This is a genomic window from Alcanivorax sp. (assembly GCF_040118815.1).
Lineage (GTDB): Bacteria > Pseudomonadota > Gammaproteobacteria > Pseudomonadales > Alcanivoracaceae > Alcanivorax.
Genome location: NZ_JBEDTC010000006.1, coordinates 323,811 through 341,370 on the forward strand (window position 1 = coordinate 323,811; position 17,560 = coordinate 341,370).

Genomic DNA, 17,560 nt, shown 5'->3' on the forward strand with positions numbered 1-17,560 from the left:
CATGGCGACTGATATCAAAGCCCCGCAGTTCCCGGAATCAGTAGCAGACGGCACCGTAGCCACCTGGCACAAGCAGGAAGGTGAAGCGGTGAAGCGTGATGAGCTGCTGGTCGATATTGAAACCGACAAGGTTGTGCTTGAAGTGGTGGCACCGGCCGATGGCGTGATCAGCAAGATCATGGCGGCTGAAGGTGAAACCGTAGAGAGCCAGCAAGTATTGGGTACCTTCGACGAAGGGGCCAGCGGTAGTGCCGGCAAGAGCGATGACAAGCCGGAAAAAGCAGAGAGCGATGACGACTCTGCGGATAAGAAGGACGACAAGCAGGAAGAAAAAGCGGATGCGAAGTCTGAGCCTGCAGATGACGATGACAGTGCCGGTGATCAGGCAGGGCCTGCAGCCCGCAAACTGATGAGCGAGCATGGCATCGCCGCAGATCAGGTAAAGGGCTCCGGCCGCGGCGGCCGCATTACCAAGGGTGATGTGGAGAAAGTGATTTCGGACAAGGCAGAGAAGCGCGCGAACCAGCCTGCTCCCCAGCAGCCGGCCACCTTGGACGTGCCTGGCGCACCGGGTGAGCGCGAAGAGCGCCGTGTGCCGATGACACGCCTGCGTAAACGCATCGCTGAGCGTCTGGTGTCTGCGCAGCAGGACTCCGCCATGTTGACCACCTTCAACGAGGTCAACATGAAACCGATCATGGATATGCGCAAGCATTACCAGCCGGAATTCGAGAAAGCCCATAACGTGCGTCTCGGTTTCATGGGCTTCTTCACCCGTGCCTGTGTGGAAGCACTGAAACGCTTCCCGGCGGTGAACGCCTCCATCGATGGTGAAGACATCGTGTACCACGGTTACTACGACGTGGGTGTGGCTGTTTCCACCGAGCGGGGCCTGGTTGTACCGGTACTGCGCGATGCCGACCAGAAGGGTTTGGCGGAAGTGGAATCGCAGATCATTGAGTACGGTCAGAAAGCTCAGAAGGGCAAGCTCTCCATCGAAGAGATGACTGGCGGCACCTTCACTATTTCCAACGGCGGGGTGTTTGGCTCGCTGATTTCCACTCCGATTCTAAACCCGCCGCAAACGGCCATTCTGGGTATGCACAAAATCCAGGAACGCCCCATGGCGGTGGACGGCAAAGTGGAAATCCTGCCGATGATGTATCTGGCCCTGTCCTATGACCATCGTCTCATCGATGGCAAGGAAGCGGTGCAGTTCCTGGTCGCAGTAAAGAACTTTATCGAGGACCCGGCGCGCCTGCTGCTGGATATCTGAATGTACGCCTGCACGGTTCATGCTGGCACGCCCACGCGAATATGGCGTGCCAGCGTGTTGCGTGACGCGTGCCAGCGATAGAAGGAATAGAGCATGAGTGACAACTACGACGTCATCATCATTGGTGGTGGTCCCGGTGGCTATGTGGCTGCCATCCGGTGCGCGCAGCTGGGTTTGAACACGGCTTGTATCGAAAAGCGCATTAACAAACAGGATGAGCCTGCACTGGGTGGTACCTGCCTGAATGTGGGCTGTATTCCGTCCAAGGCTTTGCTGGATTCCTCCTGGAAGTACCACGAAACCGAATCAGCTTTGGCGGATCATGGCATCAAGGTCAAAGGTGCAGACCTGGATCTTGAGACCATGCTTAAGCGCAAGGACACCATCGTCAAGAATTTGACCGGTGGTATTGCCCAGTTATTCAAGGCCAACAAAGTGACCTGGTTGCAGGGCACGGGCCAATTGAAAAGCGGCAAGCAGGTGGAGTTCCAGCCTCTGGATGGCGACACACAGACCTTGCAGGCCGAGCACGTGATTCTGGCTGCGGGCTCTGTGCCAGTGGATATCCCGGTGGCTTCCGTTGACCAGAAAGTGATTGTGGACTCCACCGGGGCACTGGATTTTGACAAGGTGCCCAAGCGTCTTGGTGTGATCGGTGCCGGTGTTATCGGCCTGGAATTGGGCAGTGTCTGGGGCCGGTTGGGCAGTGAGGTTGTGGTGCTGGAAGCGGTGGATGATTTCCTGCCTGCGGTGGACAAGCAGATTGCCAAGGATGCCCAGAAACAGTTTACCAAGCAGGGCCTGGATATTCGTCTGGGCGCCCGCGTGACCGGTTCTGAAGTGAAAAAGGATCAGGTCGTGGTCAGCTTCACCGACAAGGATGGCGAGCAAGAAGAAACCTTTGACCGCCTGATTGTGGCGGTGGGCCGTCGCCCTTACACCGAAGGCCTGCTTAGCCAGGATGCTGGTGTCACCCTGGATGAACGTAATTATATCTACGTGGACAGCCAGTGCCGTACCGATGTGCCCGGCGTTTATGCCATCGGTGATCTGGTGCGTGGCCCGGCGCTGGCCCACAAGGCCATCGAAGAAGGCGTCATGGTGGCGGAAGTGATCATGGGTGAAAGCACCCAGCTGAACTACGACACCGTTCCCGGGGTGATTTATACCCACCCGGAAGTGGCGTGGGTTGGCAAGACCGAAGAAGAAGCAAAGGATTCCGGTGATGCCTACAAGACCGGTGCCGTCCCATTTGCCGCCAACGGGCGGGCCATGGCTGCCGGGGAAACCGGTGGCATGGTGAAGTTTGTGGCCGACGAAAAGACCGACCGCATTCTGGGCATGCACGTGGTAGGTCCGCAGGCGTCCGAGCTGATTCAGCAAGGCGTTATAGCCATGGAGTTTGGGGCTACTGTAGAAGATTTGCAGCTGATGGTGTTTGGTCACCCAAGCCTGTCAGAAACCGTTCATGAAGCAGCCTTGGCCACGGACTTTAAAGCAATCCATGTGGCGCAGCGTCGTCGCAAGAAATAGCGGCATATGAACGGTAGCGATAACGGCGTCTGCACAGGGCGCCACTAATTCATTGATGATGGAAGTATTGGCATGAATCTCCATGAGTATCAGTCAAAACAGCTTTTTGCTGATTATGGGTTGCCTGTCTCCCCCGGCTTTGCCTGCGATACCCCGGAAGAGGTCGCAGCGAAGGCGAAAGAGATCGGTGGTGACAAGTGGGTTGTGAAGGCCCAGGTACACGCCGGTGGCCGTGGTAAGGCCGGTGGTGTGAAGCTGGTAGAGACCCCGGAAGAGGCGGCAGCGTTTGCCAAGCAATGGCTGGGTAAGAACCTGGTGACCTTCCAGACCGATGAACACGGTCAGCCGGTATCAAAAATTCTGGTGGAAACCTGCACCGACATTGCCAAAGAGCTGTATCTCAGTGCGGTACTGGACCGTGCCAGCCGCCGTGTTGTCTTCATGGCCTCCACCGAAGGTGGCGTGGACATCGAAACGGTGGCAGAAGAAACCCCGGAGAAAATCCTCAAGGCAGAAATCGATCCGCTAGTGGGCGCACAGCCCTACCAAGCCCGTGAGATTGCATTCCAGCTGGGTCTGGAAGGGAAGCAGGTTAACCAGTTTGCCAAGATCTTTGTGGGTCTGGCCAAGCTGTTTATCGACAAGGACCTGGCGCTGATCGAAGTGAACCCGCTGGTGATTACCGATGCCGGTGATCTGCACTGCCTGGACGCCAAGATCAACGTGGATGGCTCTGCGCTGTATCGCCATCCGGACATCAAAGCACTGGACGATCCCAGCCAGGAAGACGAGCGCGAGCGTCGTGCGGCTGAATGGGATCTGAACTACGTTGCCCTGGACGGCAACATTGGTTGCATGGTCAACGGCGCAGGCCTGGCCATGGGCACCATGGACCTGGTGAAGTTGAAAGGCGGTGCGCCGGCCAACTTCCTGGACGTGGGCGGCGGTGCCACCAAAGAGCGTGTTACCGAAGCCTTTAAGATCATCCTTTCCGATGATCAGGTTAAGGGTGTTCTGGTGAACATCTTTGGCGGTATCGTCCGCTGCGACCTGATTGCCGAAGGCATTATCGGTGCCGTGGAAGAAGTGGGCGTTACCGTCCCGGTTGTGGTTCGCCTGGAAGGCAACAATGCGGAGCTGGGTTCCCAGAAGCTGGCAGAAAGCGGCATGAACATCATTGCCGCACAAAGTTTTGATGATGCTGCCGAGCAGGTAGTGAAAGCAGTGGGAGGTGCCGCATGAGCGTATTGATCGACAAGAACACCAAGGTTATCTGCCAGGGTTTCACTGGTAGCCAGGGCACACTCCACTCGGAACAGGCCATTGAATATGGCACTCAGATGGTGGGTGGTGTCACCCCGGGTAAAGGCGGCCAGACTCATCTGGGCCTGCCGGTATTCAACACCGTGGCAGAAGCTGTGGCTGAGACTGGCGCCACTGCCAGCGTGATTTATGTGCCCGCTCCGTTCTGCAAAGACTCTATTCTGGAAGCTGCGGACGCTGGCATCGAGCTGATCGTCTGCATCACCGAAGGGGTTCCGGCTCTGGATATGCTTTTCGTGAAAGAGTATATCTCACGCATGGACGGCGTTCGCCTGGTCGGTCCGAACTGCCCTGGGGTAATTACTCCTGGTGAGTGCAAGATCGGCATCATGCCGGGCCATATTCACAAGCCAGGCAAGGTAGGCATTGTGTCCCGTTCCGGTACGTTGACCTATGAAGCGGTTAACCAAACCACCAAGTTGGGTTTTGGTCAGTCCTCCTGTATTGGTATTGGCGGAGACCCGATTCCGGGCATGACATTCATTGACGCGCTGGAGTTATTCCAGAACGACCCGCAAACCGAAGCCATCGTGATGGTGGGTGAGATTGGCGGTACTGCGGAAGATGAAGCGGCGGCCTATATCAAGGAGCACGTTACCAAACCGGTGGTAAGCTACATCGCCGGCGTTACCGCTCCTGCAGGCAAGCGCATGGGCCACGCTGGCGCCATCATTGCCGGTGGTAAAGGGACGGCTGACGAGAAATTTGCTGTTCTGGAAGCGGCGGGAGTGAAAACCGTGCGCAACCCGGCAGAAATCGGCAAGGCTGTGAAAGAAGCGACCGGCTGGTAACCCCGCCGTTAGCAACACAAAAAAGGCCGGCAAATGCCGGCCTTTTTTGTGGGCTTAGTGGAGTAGATCGTCGTCCAGCTCAAAGGACTCGTATTCATTGAGTTCCTTGTTCAGGCGGCGCTCTTCCAGCCGATCTTCGATGCGATGGCGCATGTCCATATTGAAAGAGCGGCTACGAGCACTACGCTCTTCCTGCTCTTCCTCATCCACACTGTCATCCAGGATATCGAAATCTTCGTTCATCAGCAGATCTTCCGAATCAAGGTCTTGCTCATTACGATGGTTACTCATGGTGGCCTCCTTTCTGACCTCCTCAAACAACCTGTTACATGGGCCAATCAGGTCCGGACCCCCGGTTTCCTCATGTCCTCAGCGCCTGTATATCCTCTGGTTTTCAGCCTGACAAGTTTTTTTTCCTTTTCAATGATGAGCGGCGTTGAACGTCCGGGCGGAAGGTCCGGATGTTGACGAATAACCGCTTGCAGCGGGCGGTCCGGGAAGGCTAAATGTGATGCATATCATGCCCTTCACTCTAATAGAAAAATCAGTAACTTAAGTGCTGGAATGCCTGCAAAAGGCTTTGTAAAGTGGGGGATGTTCGCCAGTTATTGGTAGGGCGACGACCCGTGGAGAGAATAAGAATATGGCAGAACTGCTGATCATTGTTGGGGTAAGCGCGCTCATTATCACCACGCTGGGGCTGATGCATGAAGCCGGTAGCCGGGGCCACAGCTCGCTTTTTTTCCTGGTGCCACTGGTTAGCCTGGGACAGGTGCAAAGCCACTGGGAATATTATCGTTGGTGGGCGCTGGGCCGTGTTGCGGCCGTGTTGACCACGGCGGTAGGAATGGGTCTGTTCGTGATTACTGGTGGCAGCCTGGCGGGGGATGTGTCCGTGCAGCCGGTATCCAGCCAGAGTGGTCAGGTTCTGCGTGGCGAGAAAAAAGCCAGCAGCACGGCGTTTGTTTCCTCGGAAGAGTCAGCTCTGCTGGTCGTGGCGGGGCAAGGAAAACGCCTGACCGGGCGTTTGCATGGCGAGGCATTCCGGTACGACCGTGTTGCCTTGATTGACGGGGTGTTAACCCTGAGCCAGGGCGAAGGGTTTCTGGCCGACCTGGAAGTGCGTGTTCTACTGGGCTGGAACCCGGAAGACATCACCGAACGCCGGACGTTGATTGTGGGACCCTCCGATGAGGATGGACCTGTGGTCCATCTGTCCTGGAAACCGGAGAACCAGGATTATCCGGAGACGCGAATTTTCGAAGGTGGTTATCGCATGGAGCTGGCGCTGGCGCCGCTGGACACGGGGCAGCTTTCGGGTTCCCTGACGCTGGTCATGCCAGATAGCTTCAAAAGCTATCTTGCCGGGGACTTTACCGCTCATACCAACCACCTGCGTTACCGTAACGGTCAGGTTGATCTGTATTTTGATCACGAAGATACCTTGGCCCATGTGACGGAAGAGTTTCTGCAAACCCAGTTTCCGGAAGGCGCTGTGCGTAAGGTTCAGGCTCGGCATGTGACCCTGCGCCGCTCGGAAAACAGCGGTCAGGTAATGGCTGTGGTGGCATTGAGCAATGGCGCCGTGCAGGAGCGTACGGTGCGCCTGGAGAAGAGTGACGTGGGCTGGGCAGTGGTTGCCGGTTCCATGGAAACCCGGGTGACCACCACCGCAAAGGAAGGGGGCGTAGAGCTGGAGACGCCGAGTTTCGAGAAACCGGCTGAGGCAGAATCGGGTACGCCGGAACCGGTTACGCAGACGTTCCCGGAACTGGTGGCGTATGAGAATCAGTCGGTAGTGCTGGAAACCATGAGTGGTCGCACCCTGGAGGGTGTGTTGCGCAAGGTGAACGGCGATCGCCTGTGGCTGGTGATGAACGTGGGCAGTGGCAATGTGGAGCGCAGCGTGGGGGCCGACGAATTGATGTCCTTGACTCTGTCTTCCGGTCAGAAAGTATTGCTCACGGAGCTTGACGGTGAGCCGCCGGCCACGGTTGAGCCGGCGGAAGCGGCGTCCAGTTCGCGCAATAGCGTGGAGGAGGCGCCCACCGAACAAACCTCAGCCGCGAACAGCGAACTGAAGGCTCTGATAGGACAAAATGTGACCATTGACGCTAACGAAGGTCCCCGGCGCACCGGTATTTTGCAGGCTGTTGCCGACGATCACCTGACCTTGAGTGTGCCCTTGGGCGCGGGCAGTATGGAGTACTTTTACGATATCGATAGTATTCGACATATTGAGGCTGCCCGTTGAAGGTACTGATAACCGGTGGCAGTGGGTTCATTGGCCAGCATCTTTGCCGGCGATTGGCAGCCCATGGCCACGAGCTGACCGTCCTTACTCGCAAACCCCGAAAAGCGGCCCGCGTGCTGCCGGAGGGGGCGCGCCTGATCACTTCACTGGACGATATCGAGAGTGATGCGGCTGTTGATGGGATCGTGAATCTGGCCGGCGAAAGCCTGTTTGCTGGCCGCTGGACTGAGCGGCGAAAGAAAACCCTGTTTGCGTCACGGGTTGGGATCACCGAAGCGCTGGTGAGCTTGGTGTCCCGGATGGACCGTAAACCGGCCGTACTGGTTTCAGGCTCTGCAGTGGGTTTTTATGGCAACGCTGATAACGCTGAATTGTCGGAAGAAAGTCCGGCACGCAAGCGTGATTTCGGTTATTTACTCTGCGATGCCTGGGAGCAGGCCGCCCGGCCGGTATCGCGGCAGGGGGTACGGTTATGCCTGGTGCGCACCGGTATCGTGCTGGGTAACGATGGCGGCATGTTGAGTAAGTTGTTACCAGTGTACCGGTTGGGGCTTGGTGCCATGCTGGGTGACGGCAACCAGTGGCTAAGCTGGATTCATATTGATGACATGGTGGCGGTGCTGGTCCGTGCTCTGGAAACCCCCGGAGTGGATGGTGTATTCAACGCCTGTGCGCCGGCTCCGGTAACCCAGCGCGAGTTTCACCATAGCCTGGCTCGGAAAGTGAAACGTCCAGCGCTGCTGCGTGTGCCATCTTCGGCATTGAAGGTGGGCCTGGGCGAGCAATCGACTATGTTGATTGGCGGGCAACGGGTTTATCCCCGGCGTCTGGAGCAGCAGGGGTTCATTTTCCGTTTCCCGGATCTTGATTCCGCCTTGTCTCATTTGACCAAGCGTTGATCTGAGCCAGGCAGGCTCGCGGGTTATCTACACAGCCCTATGGGCGATCTCCGAGCAGAGAGCCTGAGCATCCCCCTTGAAAAACCCCGTTTTGCCCACATCTGTTCCTCAACATTACCCGCAGGTTCAGGAGTTAACCGTGTCAGCAGAAAAACAGACCCATGGGTTTCAGGCAGAAGTATCCCGTCTTCTGCACTTGATGATTCACTCCCTCTACAGCAATCGTGAAATCTTTTTGCGTGAGCTGATCTCCAATGCCTCCGATGCGTGCGACAAGCGACGCTTTCAGGCACTGGATAATCCAGCACTGTTGGAGCAGGGCGATGAGCCGAAAATCACTCTGAGCGTAGACAAGGACGCCGGCACGCTAACTATTGCCGATAACGGAATTGGTATGAGCGAGGAGGAGGTGATTGATAACCTGGGTACCATCGCTCGCTCAGGCACGGAAAAATTTCTCGCGAATCTCAGCGGCGACCAGAAGAAAGACGCCCAGTTGATCGGTCAGTTCGGGGTGGGGTTCTATTCGGCCTTTATCGTGGCTGATACCGTCACCGTGGAAACCCGCAAGGCCGGTGAAGAGGCGGCCAACGGAGTGCGCTGGGAAAGTGATGGCAAGGGCGAGTTTTCTGTCGAGACGATTGTTCGTGATGAATCAGGCACTGCAGTGATTCTGCATCTGCGTGATGATGCCCGTGATTTTCTTGACGATTTTAAAATTCGCCAGGTGATTGGTCAGTATTCTGACCATGTGGCTTTCCCGATTGTGCTGGTGACGCCCCAGGACGGTGATGATGAGGCCAAGGAAGAAACCCTGAATTCCGCCACTGCGCTATGGCAGCGGTCGCGCAGCGAAGTCACGGATGAGGAATACCAGAATTTCTACAAGCACATCAGCCATGATTTCCAGGACGCCCTGACTTGGAGTCATAACAAGGTGGAAGGCAAGCTGGAGTACACGAGCCTGCTTTATATTCCGGCCCGTGCACCGTTTGATCTGTACCAACGCGAAGCCAACCGTGGCCTTAAGTTGTATGTCCAGCGCGTGTTTATCATGGATGATGCAGAACAGTTTCTGCCCCAGTATTTGCGCTTCATCAAGGGGGTGATTGATGCACCGGATCTGCCCTTGAACGTGAGCCGGGAGTTGCTACAGGACTATGGTCCGGTGCAGAAAATTCGCGCCGCGCTGACCAAGCGTGTACTGCAGATGCTGAAGAAACTCAGCAATGATGATGATCAGTACGCCACGTTCTGGGCCCAGTTTGGCCAGGTGATCAAGGAAGGTGTGGCGGAAGACCGTGACAACCAACAGGCGATCGCCGCGTTGCTGCGCTTTGCCACCAGCAGTAGTCCGGATTCGGTGGCCACCTCCCTGGATCAATATCTGGAGAACAAGCCGGCGGAGCAAGACAGCATTTATTACCTGTTAGCGGACACCCCGTCCGCCGCACGGCAAAGCCCGCACTTGGAAGTCTTCCGTAAGAAAGGGATTGAGGTGCTGTTGCTCAGCGACCCGGTCGATGAGTGGATGGTGGGTTATCTGGAAAGCTATAAGGATGTGAAGCTGGTCAACGCCGCCCGTGGTGAGCTGGACCTGGGTGATGATGAACAGGCGAACAATGATGATCCCCTGATTCAGCGCCTTTCAGGTAGCCTGAGTGAGCACGTGGAAGCTGTGCGAGCGACCACGCGCTTGGTGGACTCCCCGGCCTGTCTGGTTCTGGCGGAAGACCAACTTGGCCCGCAGATGCGTCGCATGCTGGAAGCCGCAGGTCAGCCCGTTCCGGAGAACAAGCCGGTACTGGAGGTAAACCTGAGCCATGATCTGCTGGCCAAGCTGAGTGGCATCGATGCCGGTGAACGCTTTGATGATCTGGCGGCACTGTTGCTGGATCAGGCTATGCTGGCGGAAGGTCAGTTGCCGAAAGATCCCGCGGCAACAGCGCGCAGAATGCATGAGATGCTGGTGAAGTCAGTCGGTAGTTGATGACGGACCACTGATCACAAAACCTGTACACCCCCTCTTTTATCTCAAGAAAGAGGGGGTGTTTCTTTGCGGCCAGTGATTAACTGTCAACTGTCCACGGCTTCAATTATGATGCCCGAAAGCCGTAAAAAAGGCGTTCCTATGACGCAGAATAAACATAATGCCGCGATTCTTGGCGGTGGTAGTTTCGGTACTGCCATGGCCAGCATTCTTGCGGCCAACGGTCACAGCGTGAACCTGTGGGTGCGCGATCCGGAAACCGCAGCGGCGATCAATATCGACCGCGAAAACAGCCGTTACCTTCCTGGTGCCGAATTGCCGGAAGGGGTGACGGCCACTGATAGCCTGGAAGAAGCCTTAACACATGCCTCCATGGTTTTTGTGGCGATTCCCAGTAAAGCTTTTGCTGAGGTGCTGGAACAGGCGCGCCAGTGGGTGCCGGACGATACTCTGGTGATCAGTTGCACCAAGGGGATCTATGCGGAGGGTTTCCTGCTGATGAGTGAATTGCTGCATCAGTATTGGCCGCATACCCGTATCGGTGTTCTCAGTGGCCCCAACTTGGCCAAGGAAGTGGTGGAACAGAAATTCACCGGCACCGTTATCGCCAGCCCCGATGAACAGCTACGGCAGACTGTGCAGGACGCCCTGAGCTGTGATTATTTTCGAGTGTACGACAACCCGGATATTTATGGGGTTGAGCTGGGTGGGGCGCTTAAGAATATTTATGCGGTGGCATCCGGTATGGCCGCAGCCATTGGTGTCGGTGAAAACAGTCGCAGTTTTCTAATTACCCGTGCGCTGGCCGAGATGAGCCGTTTTGCGGTGGAGCTTGGCGCCAACCCCATGACCTTCCTGGGATTGTCCGGTGTGGGGGACTTGATTGCTACCTGCACTTCGTCGCTGTCACGTAACTATCAGGTGGGCTTCCAGCTCGGCGAAGGCAAGAGCCTTGAAGAGGCGATTGCGCATCTTGGCCAGACCGCCGAAGGGATCAATACCATCAAGCTGGTGGCGGACAAAGCAGCGGAACTGGATGTGTATATGCCTCTGGCCACTGCGTTGTACAAGGTGGTCTATCACGGCAAGCCTCTGGAATTGGTCATCCAGAATCTGATGAGTGGTGAGTACAAGCACGATGTGGAATTCCAGCTGGGTGCGTTCAGCTCATGAAGCTTTATCTTAGTCGCCACGGCCAGGCGGTCTCTCAGGCGGCCACTGATGCACTGCGGCCCTTAACGGAAGCCGGGCGGGCGTCACTGCTGTCGCATTGGCAGTCCTTGCAGGGCCGAGGAGTCCAGATCAGTGGCCTGATCGTGAGCCCGTACCTGCGCGCACAACAGACCGCAGATTGTATCGCCCAGGTGTATAGCGGTTTGTCACGGCAGGAATGCCCCTACCTGACGCCAGATAGCCACCCACAGGCACTGTTTGACTGGCTGCTTGCGAATCCGCCGGCGGCGAATACGGTGCTGGTGAGCCACATGCCGCTGGTGTCGCAGTTGACCGCCAAGTGGATCGGGGTGCCAGAACGAGTGGGCTTTAATGTGGGAACGGTTGCCTGTTTTGATGTGGATGTGACCGCCGCCGATGGGGCGCAATTACTGTGGTTATGCAGCCCAGGTGAGGAGCTCACAAGCCGTTAATCGGCGATTTTCCACCCTTGATAGCCATTTCTGCGCCGTTCACCGATCAGGTCTTTGCAACAGCGAAACGGCATCGTAGCCTGAACTTGGTGACACAATGAACGCATGGCAGACTCCTGAACCGTGTCACCGGAACCACACCTGAGGGGGGAATCATGGTGTCTCCTTGCACCGTGAGGCTTAGGTCGAATTAAGCACCAACCATTGGTTGGTGCTTTTTTTATGCCGCTCTGCGCGGCTGCCCCATGCGTTAGGCCTCAGGTATTTGGCGCCATGCGTGGCTCAATATCAGGATTTTTCGGTGTCCTTGGTGCTGCTTTCCATGGGCCCCCATGCGAGTTTTTCGATGGGGTCACCGTCGGAGCCGACCAGGTTGATGGCCATGGGAATGCGCGCCAGGAACTCTAGCCCTTCGGTCTTTCTTAGCTCTTTCAGGTATTGCTTAACGCGGCCGCTGATCCAGGGGTGCAGTGTCGCCTTGATGGTGACGGCCTTGCCGCGTGCGCCGCGTTGCTGGAACCAGTCGATCAGTGCGGAGCGCATCACCGGGAAGTGAGACTGGAACTGCTCAAAATCATCGGCGACCAAGTAGATATCGTACTGGTATAGGTTACCGCGCCAACTCAAACCCAATTTGGATTCTTTCAGGCGTAACCGTGGAGCCAGCGGGATTGTTGCGCCATGTTCCTGGGGCCGGTAGCGCGAGCGATCGATGGCATAGTGCTGCGGCCCCGGTTCCAGATTGTCCAGCAGGGCAATCAGCGCGTTGCCGCTTTCTGGGCGGTCGGCCGGGTCTTTGGCCAGTAACTGGCGAATCAGCGGTTGATAGCGGCGCAGGGCTATCGGCAGAAGGGGAATCGGGTCGCGCAGGTGAGCCAGCCCCATGCTGCGTGCGTCCGGGGCGCTAAACGGAGGTTTGCCCGCCAGCATTTCGTAGAACACGCAGCCCAGGGAATAGAGGTCCGATTGGGGGGTGAGGGGCTGAGAGCGGTGTTGCTCGGGGCTCATGTACTTGGGTGTGCCCATGATGGCGTTGGACTGGGTCACGCTGGTGTCGCGGAGCACGTTGGAGGCGATACCGAAATCCACCAGCAGAGCGGAACCGTCAGCGCGGAACAACACATTATCGGGCTTGACATCGCGATGGATGAAACCGTGTTCGCCGGCATAGTTCAGAGCGCCGGCAAGCTGGCGAAGGATGCTTTGTGCGGTACTTTCTTCAAGAGAACACTCACCCTGTGCCCGCTGGGCGAGTCGCTGCTTGAGACTGCCGCCGGTGACGTGTTCCATGGTGAGGTAATAGTAGCCCTGGTGTTCACCCACGTCGTAAACCGGAACGATGTGCGGATGGTTGAGGCTGGCAACGGTACGCGCTTCCTGCATGAAGCGCTCTGCGAAGCGGGGTTCCAGCGCCAGCGCTGGCGCCAGGATCTTGATGGCAACCTGTCGCTCAAAGGAGTGCTGGGTGGCAAGGAACACGTGGGACATGCCGCCTTTGCCCAGCCGGCTGGTCAATCTGTATCCGGGAATTGAAATGGCCATGATATTTTTTTATGGGTCGTCCTGACCGTCGCAGTATAGCCCGGCGCTATTCGGGTTGCTCACCGTACAGGGCATTCATTTCTGCCTCTGATCGGCGCGCGCGCGCTAATTTGGCTTCCAGCCGCTTTTTTTGCTGATCCAGGCCCAGGAAAAACGATACCTTGCTTTGTAATAGTTGGGGGTCGATAGGCTTGAACAGATAATCCACCGCGCCACTGCGGTAGCCCTGTTGCACAAAGCGGGTTTCCTTGGAGATGGCAGTAACAAAGATGATAGGCACGTTTTGGGTGCGCTTGTGCGAACGCATGATACCCGCGACTTCAAAGCCGTCCATGTCCGGCATTTGTACATCCAGCAGCACCAGGGCGTAGTCTTCCTTGAGCAGTTTGGATAACGCTGCGTTGCCGCTGGCCACGCTATCCACCTGGCAATCCAGGTCTTCCAGTACGACTTCCAGGGCAACCAGATTCTGTGGGGTGTCGTCCACCAGAAGAACCCGGGAAGCAGGGAGCTGAAGATCGTCGTCGCCAGTGGGGAGGGTGCTGTTCATGCTGTGGTCCGTACCGTGCCTATGTTGATACTTTTATCTGACACGAGCGTATCAACTTTTTTCTGATTCGTCTCCTTCTTCCAGCTTCCACTGCTGAACGGCAACCTGGTTTTTCACCTGCTCGAGAACGTCCAGCAAGGTGTCACGAACCAGCGCATCAAGTTGCTCACCTTCACCGCCGGCAGCATCTATCAGGTCGTGCAGCAGTTGCTCCAATTGGGGGCGATTGGCGGGGGAGGCCAGGTCATCTACCAGTTGATCGACGAAGGCGCTGCCGGTTTCGCGCACGGCATCGCCGAGTAGTGCGATGGCTCGGGGGCCGGCGACGGGAATGGCGGCCAGGCGCCGGCCGGCCTGGGTGCGCACCAGGGATTCGTCGGTCAGGTGAGAAAAATACTCGGCTAGTTGATCGCGATACTGGCCATGACTTTTCTGGGTGGCGTTGGCGATGCGTGTGGCGACAAAGCTCACCAGTTGTTCCTTGCGTGGGGCCAGTACCTGGGATTCGATGCGGTGGAGGAGGGGGCTGCCGCCGCCGACTTCCCGCTGAGCGCCGCTGAGCACATTGACCACCACGCGGTCGGAGATTTCTTCCACGAGGATGCCGTAGTACTTGAGAATGGTTTGCCCAAGCCAAGTTTGCGACAGGTCGACAATGCCCATGCGTTGCAGGCGTATAAGTAGGCTGATAACACGAAGAATTCGTAGCCACCTGAAGCTGCCAACGGGAATGCAACCGAGCAAATCGTACCAGTGCGCAAAGGGGTAGAAGAACCAGCGGTGGTAGGTTTTCCGTGCGATGGCGACGATCCAGCGGATGGTGAACTCGGTCAGGTAGACCGCTACAAAGCACAGGTCGTAGAACAGGAAGTCGTCGTGAATGGTGTCACGATAGAAGCTATGGAATCCCGGTGTCAGTGACGCTAGCAGCTCCTGAACGAGCGGCACCTGAAACAGCCAGTCGAACAGGATCAGGCCCAGATTGGCGAGAACCAACACAATCATGCCCAGGTCGATGATAAAGCCAACGGTATCCAGGTTGGCTTTCAGCTTTTCCGGGTGCAGCCTGATCTTCATGGGAGGCCCTGTTCAGCCGTTAAAACGTGCCCATACCGGGCAATGATCCGAGGGTTTTTCCATGCCGCGCATGTCGTAATCCACCCCGGTGGTGCCCAGCTTGGCCATTAGCGGCTGGGTTGCCAGCACGGTATCGATACGCAGCCCACGGCGGGGGTCCCGGTCAAACCCTTTGGACCGGTAGTCGAACCAGGAGAACACATCGTCAGTGTTGGGGTTCTGGTGACGATAGGTGTCGGTCAGCCCCCAGCCCACCAAGCGCTCCCACCATTCTCTTTCTTCCGGCAGGAAGCTGGTTTTGCCTTCGCGCAGCCAGCGCTTGCGGTTGGCTTCGCCAATGCCGATGTCCAGATCGGTGGAGGAAATATTGAAATCACCCATCACCGCGACCTGATCACCAGGCTGGTGGTGGTTAATCAGGTAACTCTGCAGGTCGTCGTAGAATTTTTTCTTGGCCGGAAACTTTGTTGGGTGCTCCCGGCTTTCCCCTTGAGGAAAGTAGCCATTGAGTACGGTAATCAGGCTACCGTCGCTATGTTTCAGGGTGCCGATAATCATCCGCCGCTGGGCATCGTCATCGTCGGTGGGGAAACCGTACTGCACCGATTCCAGCGGTTCGCGAGTAATCAATGCCACCCCGTAGTGGCCTTTCTGGCCAAAAAAATAGGGGTGGTAGCCCATGTCCCGAACCGCTTGCTCCGGAAATTCCGGATCGTGGACTTTGGTTTCCTGCAGGCCAATCAAGGCGGGCTGGTACTTGTCGATCACCGCCTGCAGCTGATGCAGACGCGCACGAATACCATTGATGTTGAATGAAATCAGGGTCATAGCACCTCCTTTGTGCGGGCATTGTACACTACCTGAAAAGTGCCGGCCGCATACGTCTTGCCTGGAAGTATGGCGTTATCGGCCATGGTGTGGCTGTTGTGAGTGCCGCTATGATGTGCCTTTTGCTTGGGCCGGACACCTTGGCCCCTGGGAGAGTTCATGCCTGAACAATCAGGTCAACGTCAGGTGCTTGCCTTCGCTCACGCCAATGGTATCCCCGGACACAGTTACGACACCTTTCTTGCGCCGTTGGCGGATGATTACGAGCTAGTGGTATTGGATCGCGCCGGCCATGATCCTGCCTTCCCGGTGGATAATGGCTGGCACAGTCTTAGCCTGGAACTGGAGGCACAGCTGGCACCGCTTCCCAAGCCCATAGTGGGGGCCGGCCACTCACTGGGTTCGGTATTGATGTATCTAGTGGCGCAACGCCATCCAGACTGGTTTTCTTGCCTGATTATGCTCGACCCGCCGATGATGAATGGCCTGCATGGAGCGTTGATGCACGCAGCAAAACTGACGGGACAAATCGATAAAGTGACACCGGCAGGTAAAAGCCGTGGGCGCCTGGATTACTGGCCAGATTGGGACTCCGTGGTCAGCTATTTTTCTTCCCGGGGCTTGTTCAAGGCGTTTGATCCCCGTTGCTTGTCCGACTATATGAAGGCCGGTGTGGAGCCCTGGCAAGACGGTTGGCGGCTGCGTTTTCGGCCCGAAGTGGAGGTGGATATTTTTCGCCATACCCCCACTAACGCAACGCGGATGCCGCGGCTGAAAGTCCCGGGGGCTATTGTTACCGGCAAAGGCTCGCCGTCCCCCTTCTATGACAGTGCCAAGCGCCATGTGAAGCGCCATCGCATGCTGCATCGCATGGCCGAAGGTTCGCACATGTACCCGCTGGAAAAACCGGAACAAACATTGGCGTTGTTTCGCGAGCTGCTGGATGAACTGCAACCGAAGGGGGGCTGAGGAATGGACGGCATCGAACGACAATTCAGCGTGTATGGCCAGACTCTCAGTGCGCTCGAGTGGCCGGGCCGTGACGATGACGAAACCGCTGAGCCGGTACTGGCGCTACACGGATGGTTGGATAATGCGGCGTCGTTTTCGCCGCTTTCGGCTTATCTGAAGCGACCTTTGCTGGCGCTGGATGTGTCCGGCCATGGCCATTCTGATCATCGCCCGGACGGTGTGGTCACACACTTGGTGGATCATGTGCGTGATGTACTGGCGGTGGTGGATCAGCTGGGCTGGAAACGTTTCACATTGATGGGGCATTCCATGGGCGCGGGCATTGCTTGCCTGTTCGCGGCCGCTTGCCCGGAGCGAGTTTCCCGGCTTGTGTTGATCGAAGGGCTGGGGCCGCCCAGCACCGATGGCAAGGATGTGGCTAGCAACTTGCGTAAGGCCTTGGATGATTCCGTTTCTCTGGCGGGAAAGCGCAAGCCGGTTTATCCCCACGTAGAGGATGCCATTGAAGCGCGTACCAAGGGTTTTGGTGGGCTGAATCATGCGTCGTCCGCGTTGCTGAGCGAGCGCGGCTTGATGCCGGTGGAAGGGGGCTGGACCTGGCGGGCAGACAGCCGCCTGAGGCTCACTTCTTTTCTGCGCCTTACGGAAGAGCAGGTGGAAGGCTTTATCTGCGCGATCAAGGCGCCCACCTGTTTGATTATTGGTGAACAGGGGATGGGTGGAAATGGCATGTTTGATCACCGGTTGGGCTGGTTGAACGGTGCCACGATTGTACGATTGCCCGGGCGACACCATTTGCACATGGAAGCGCCGGACCGCGTCGCGGCCAGCATTAGTGATTTTCTTTGCGACACGGACGCCGCCATCGAAGAGTGACCA

The 17,560-nt window shown here is 57.0% G+C and carries 16 protein-coding genes; 11 read left to right on the forward strand and 5 right to left on the reverse strand.

Features of this window, described 5'->3' with window-relative positions:
• Window position 1 precedes the first annotated feature (1 nt).
• The 4 genes from odhB (at window position 2) to sucD (ending at window position 4,923) form a co-directional block, all read left to right on the forward strand.
• On the forward strand, window positions 2–1,276 hold the full coding sequence (gene odhB, locus ABNH18_RS05530) for a 2-oxoglutarate dehydrogenase complex dihydrolipoyllysine-residue succinyltransferase (protein WP_349381849.1): 1,275 nt from the start codon (window positions 2–4) through the stop codon (window positions 1,274–1,276).
• Window positions 1,277–1,369: 93 nt separating this feature from the next.
• Window positions 1,370–2,809 carry a dihydrolipoyl dehydrogenase gene (gene lpdA, locus ABNH18_RS05535; RefSeq protein WP_349381850.1) on the forward strand — a complete coding sequence of 480 codons (1,440 nt, stop codon included), beginning with the start codon at window positions 1,370–1,372 and terminating at the stop codon, window positions 2,807–2,809.
• 72 nt (window positions 2,810–2,881) lie between these two features.
• Window positions 2,882–4,051, forward strand: a complete 1,170-nt coding sequence (gene sucC / locus ABNH18_RS05540; protein ID WP_349381851.1) for an ADP-forming succinate--CoA ligase subunit beta — start codon at window positions 2,882–2,884, stop codon at window positions 4,049–4,051.
• Window positions 4,048–4,923 (forward strand): succinate--CoA ligase subunit alpha, encoded by an 876-nt coding sequence (sucD, locus tag ABNH18_RS05545; RefSeq protein ID WP_349381852.1) that lies wholly within the window; start codon window positions 4,048–4,050, stop codon window positions 4,921–4,923. Before sucC ends, sucD begins: the two co-directional genes overlap by 4 nt.
• A 54-nt stretch (window positions 4,924–4,977) precedes the next feature.
• Here sucD and ABNH18_RS05550 read toward each other — a convergent pair whose 3' ends face one another.
• Complete coding sequence (locus ABNH18_RS05550) at window positions 4,978–5,214, reverse strand: PA3496 family putative envelope integrity protein (RefSeq protein ID WP_349381853.1); 237 nt, start codon at window positions 5,212–5,214, stop codon at window positions 4,978–4,980.
• Between the two features lie 352 nt (window positions 5,215–5,566).
• On the opposite strand from ABNH18_RS05550, the gene ABNH18_RS05555 reads away from it, so the two are divergent.
• The 5 genes from ABNH18_RS05555 to sixA all read left to right on the forward strand — a co-directional run bounded on the left by ABNH18_RS05555 (window position 5,567) and on the right by sixA (window position 11,712).
• Window positions 5,567–7,177, forward strand: coding sequence for a hypothetical protein (locus ABNH18_RS05555; protein ID WP_349381854.1), 1,611 nt, complete (start codon window positions 5,567–5,569; stop codon window positions 7,175–7,177).
• Entirely contained in the window at window positions 7,174–8,076 is a 903-nt protein-coding gene (locus tag ABNH18_RS05560) for a TIGR01777 family oxidoreductase (RefSeq protein WP_349381855.1), read from the forward strand. Before ABNH18_RS05555 ends, ABNH18_RS05560 begins: the two co-directional genes overlap by 4 nt.
• 139 nt (window positions 8,077–8,215) lie before the next feature.
• Window positions 8,216–10,066 carry a molecular chaperone HtpG gene (htpG, locus tag ABNH18_RS05565; protein ID WP_349381856.1) on the forward strand — a complete coding sequence of 617 codons (1,851 nt, stop codon included), beginning with the start codon at window positions 8,216–8,218 and terminating at the stop codon, window positions 10,064–10,066.
• A gap of 141 nt (window positions 10,067–10,207) precedes the next feature.
• Entirely contained in the window at window positions 10,208–11,239 is a 1,032-nt protein-coding gene (locus ABNH18_RS05570; protein ID WP_349381857.1) for an NAD(P)H-dependent glycerol-3-phosphate dehydrogenase, read from the forward strand.
• A complete protein-coding gene (sixA, locus tag ABNH18_RS05575) occupies window positions 11,236–11,712 on the forward strand; it encodes a phosphohistidine phosphatase SixA (protein ID WP_349381858.1) in 477 nt (158 codons plus the stop codon). The genes ABNH18_RS05570 and sixA overlap by 4 nt, the downstream gene beginning before the upstream one ends.
• Window positions 11,713–12,000: 288 nt before the next feature.
• On the opposite strand, the gene ABNH18_RS05580 is transcribed toward sixA, so the two are convergent.
• From ABNH18_RS05580 to xthA, 4 genes are all read right to left on the reverse strand, one after another.
• Window positions 12,001–13,227, reverse strand: a complete 1,227-nt coding sequence (locus ABNH18_RS05580) for a serine/threonine-protein kinase (protein WP_349381859.1) — start codon at window positions 13,225–13,227, stop codon at window positions 12,001–12,003.
• Between the two features lie 73 nt (window positions 13,228–13,300).
• Complete coding sequence (locus tag ABNH18_RS05585) at window positions 13,301–13,804, reverse strand: response regulator (protein ID WP_349381860.1); 504 nt, start codon at window positions 13,802–13,804, stop codon at window positions 13,301–13,303.
• Window positions 13,805–13,855: 51 nt separating this feature from the next.
• Entirely contained in the window at window positions 13,856–14,881 is a 1,026-nt protein-coding gene (locus ABNH18_RS05590) for an ion transporter (RefSeq protein ID WP_349381861.1), read from the reverse strand.
• 12 nt (window positions 14,882–14,893) lie between these two features.
• Window positions 14,894–15,709 (reverse strand): exodeoxyribonuclease III, encoded by an 816-nt coding sequence (gene xthA / locus ABNH18_RS05595; RefSeq protein WP_349381862.1) that lies wholly within the window; start codon window positions 15,707–15,709, stop codon window positions 14,894–14,896.
• 159 nt (window positions 15,710–15,868) lie between these two features.
• On the opposite strand from xthA, the gene ABNH18_RS05600 reads away from it, so the two are divergent.
• Complete coding sequence (locus ABNH18_RS05600; RefSeq protein ID WP_349381863.1) at window positions 15,869–16,678, forward strand: alpha/beta fold hydrolase; 810 nt, start codon at window positions 15,869–15,871, stop codon at window positions 16,676–16,678.
• 3 nt (window positions 16,679–16,681) lie between these two features.
• Complete coding sequence (locus ABNH18_RS05605; protein ID WP_349381864.1) at window positions 16,682–17,557, forward strand: alpha/beta fold hydrolase; 876 nt, start codon at window positions 16,682–16,684, stop codon at window positions 17,555–17,557.
• The last annotated feature ends 3 nt before the right edge of the window (window positions 17,558–17,560 follow it).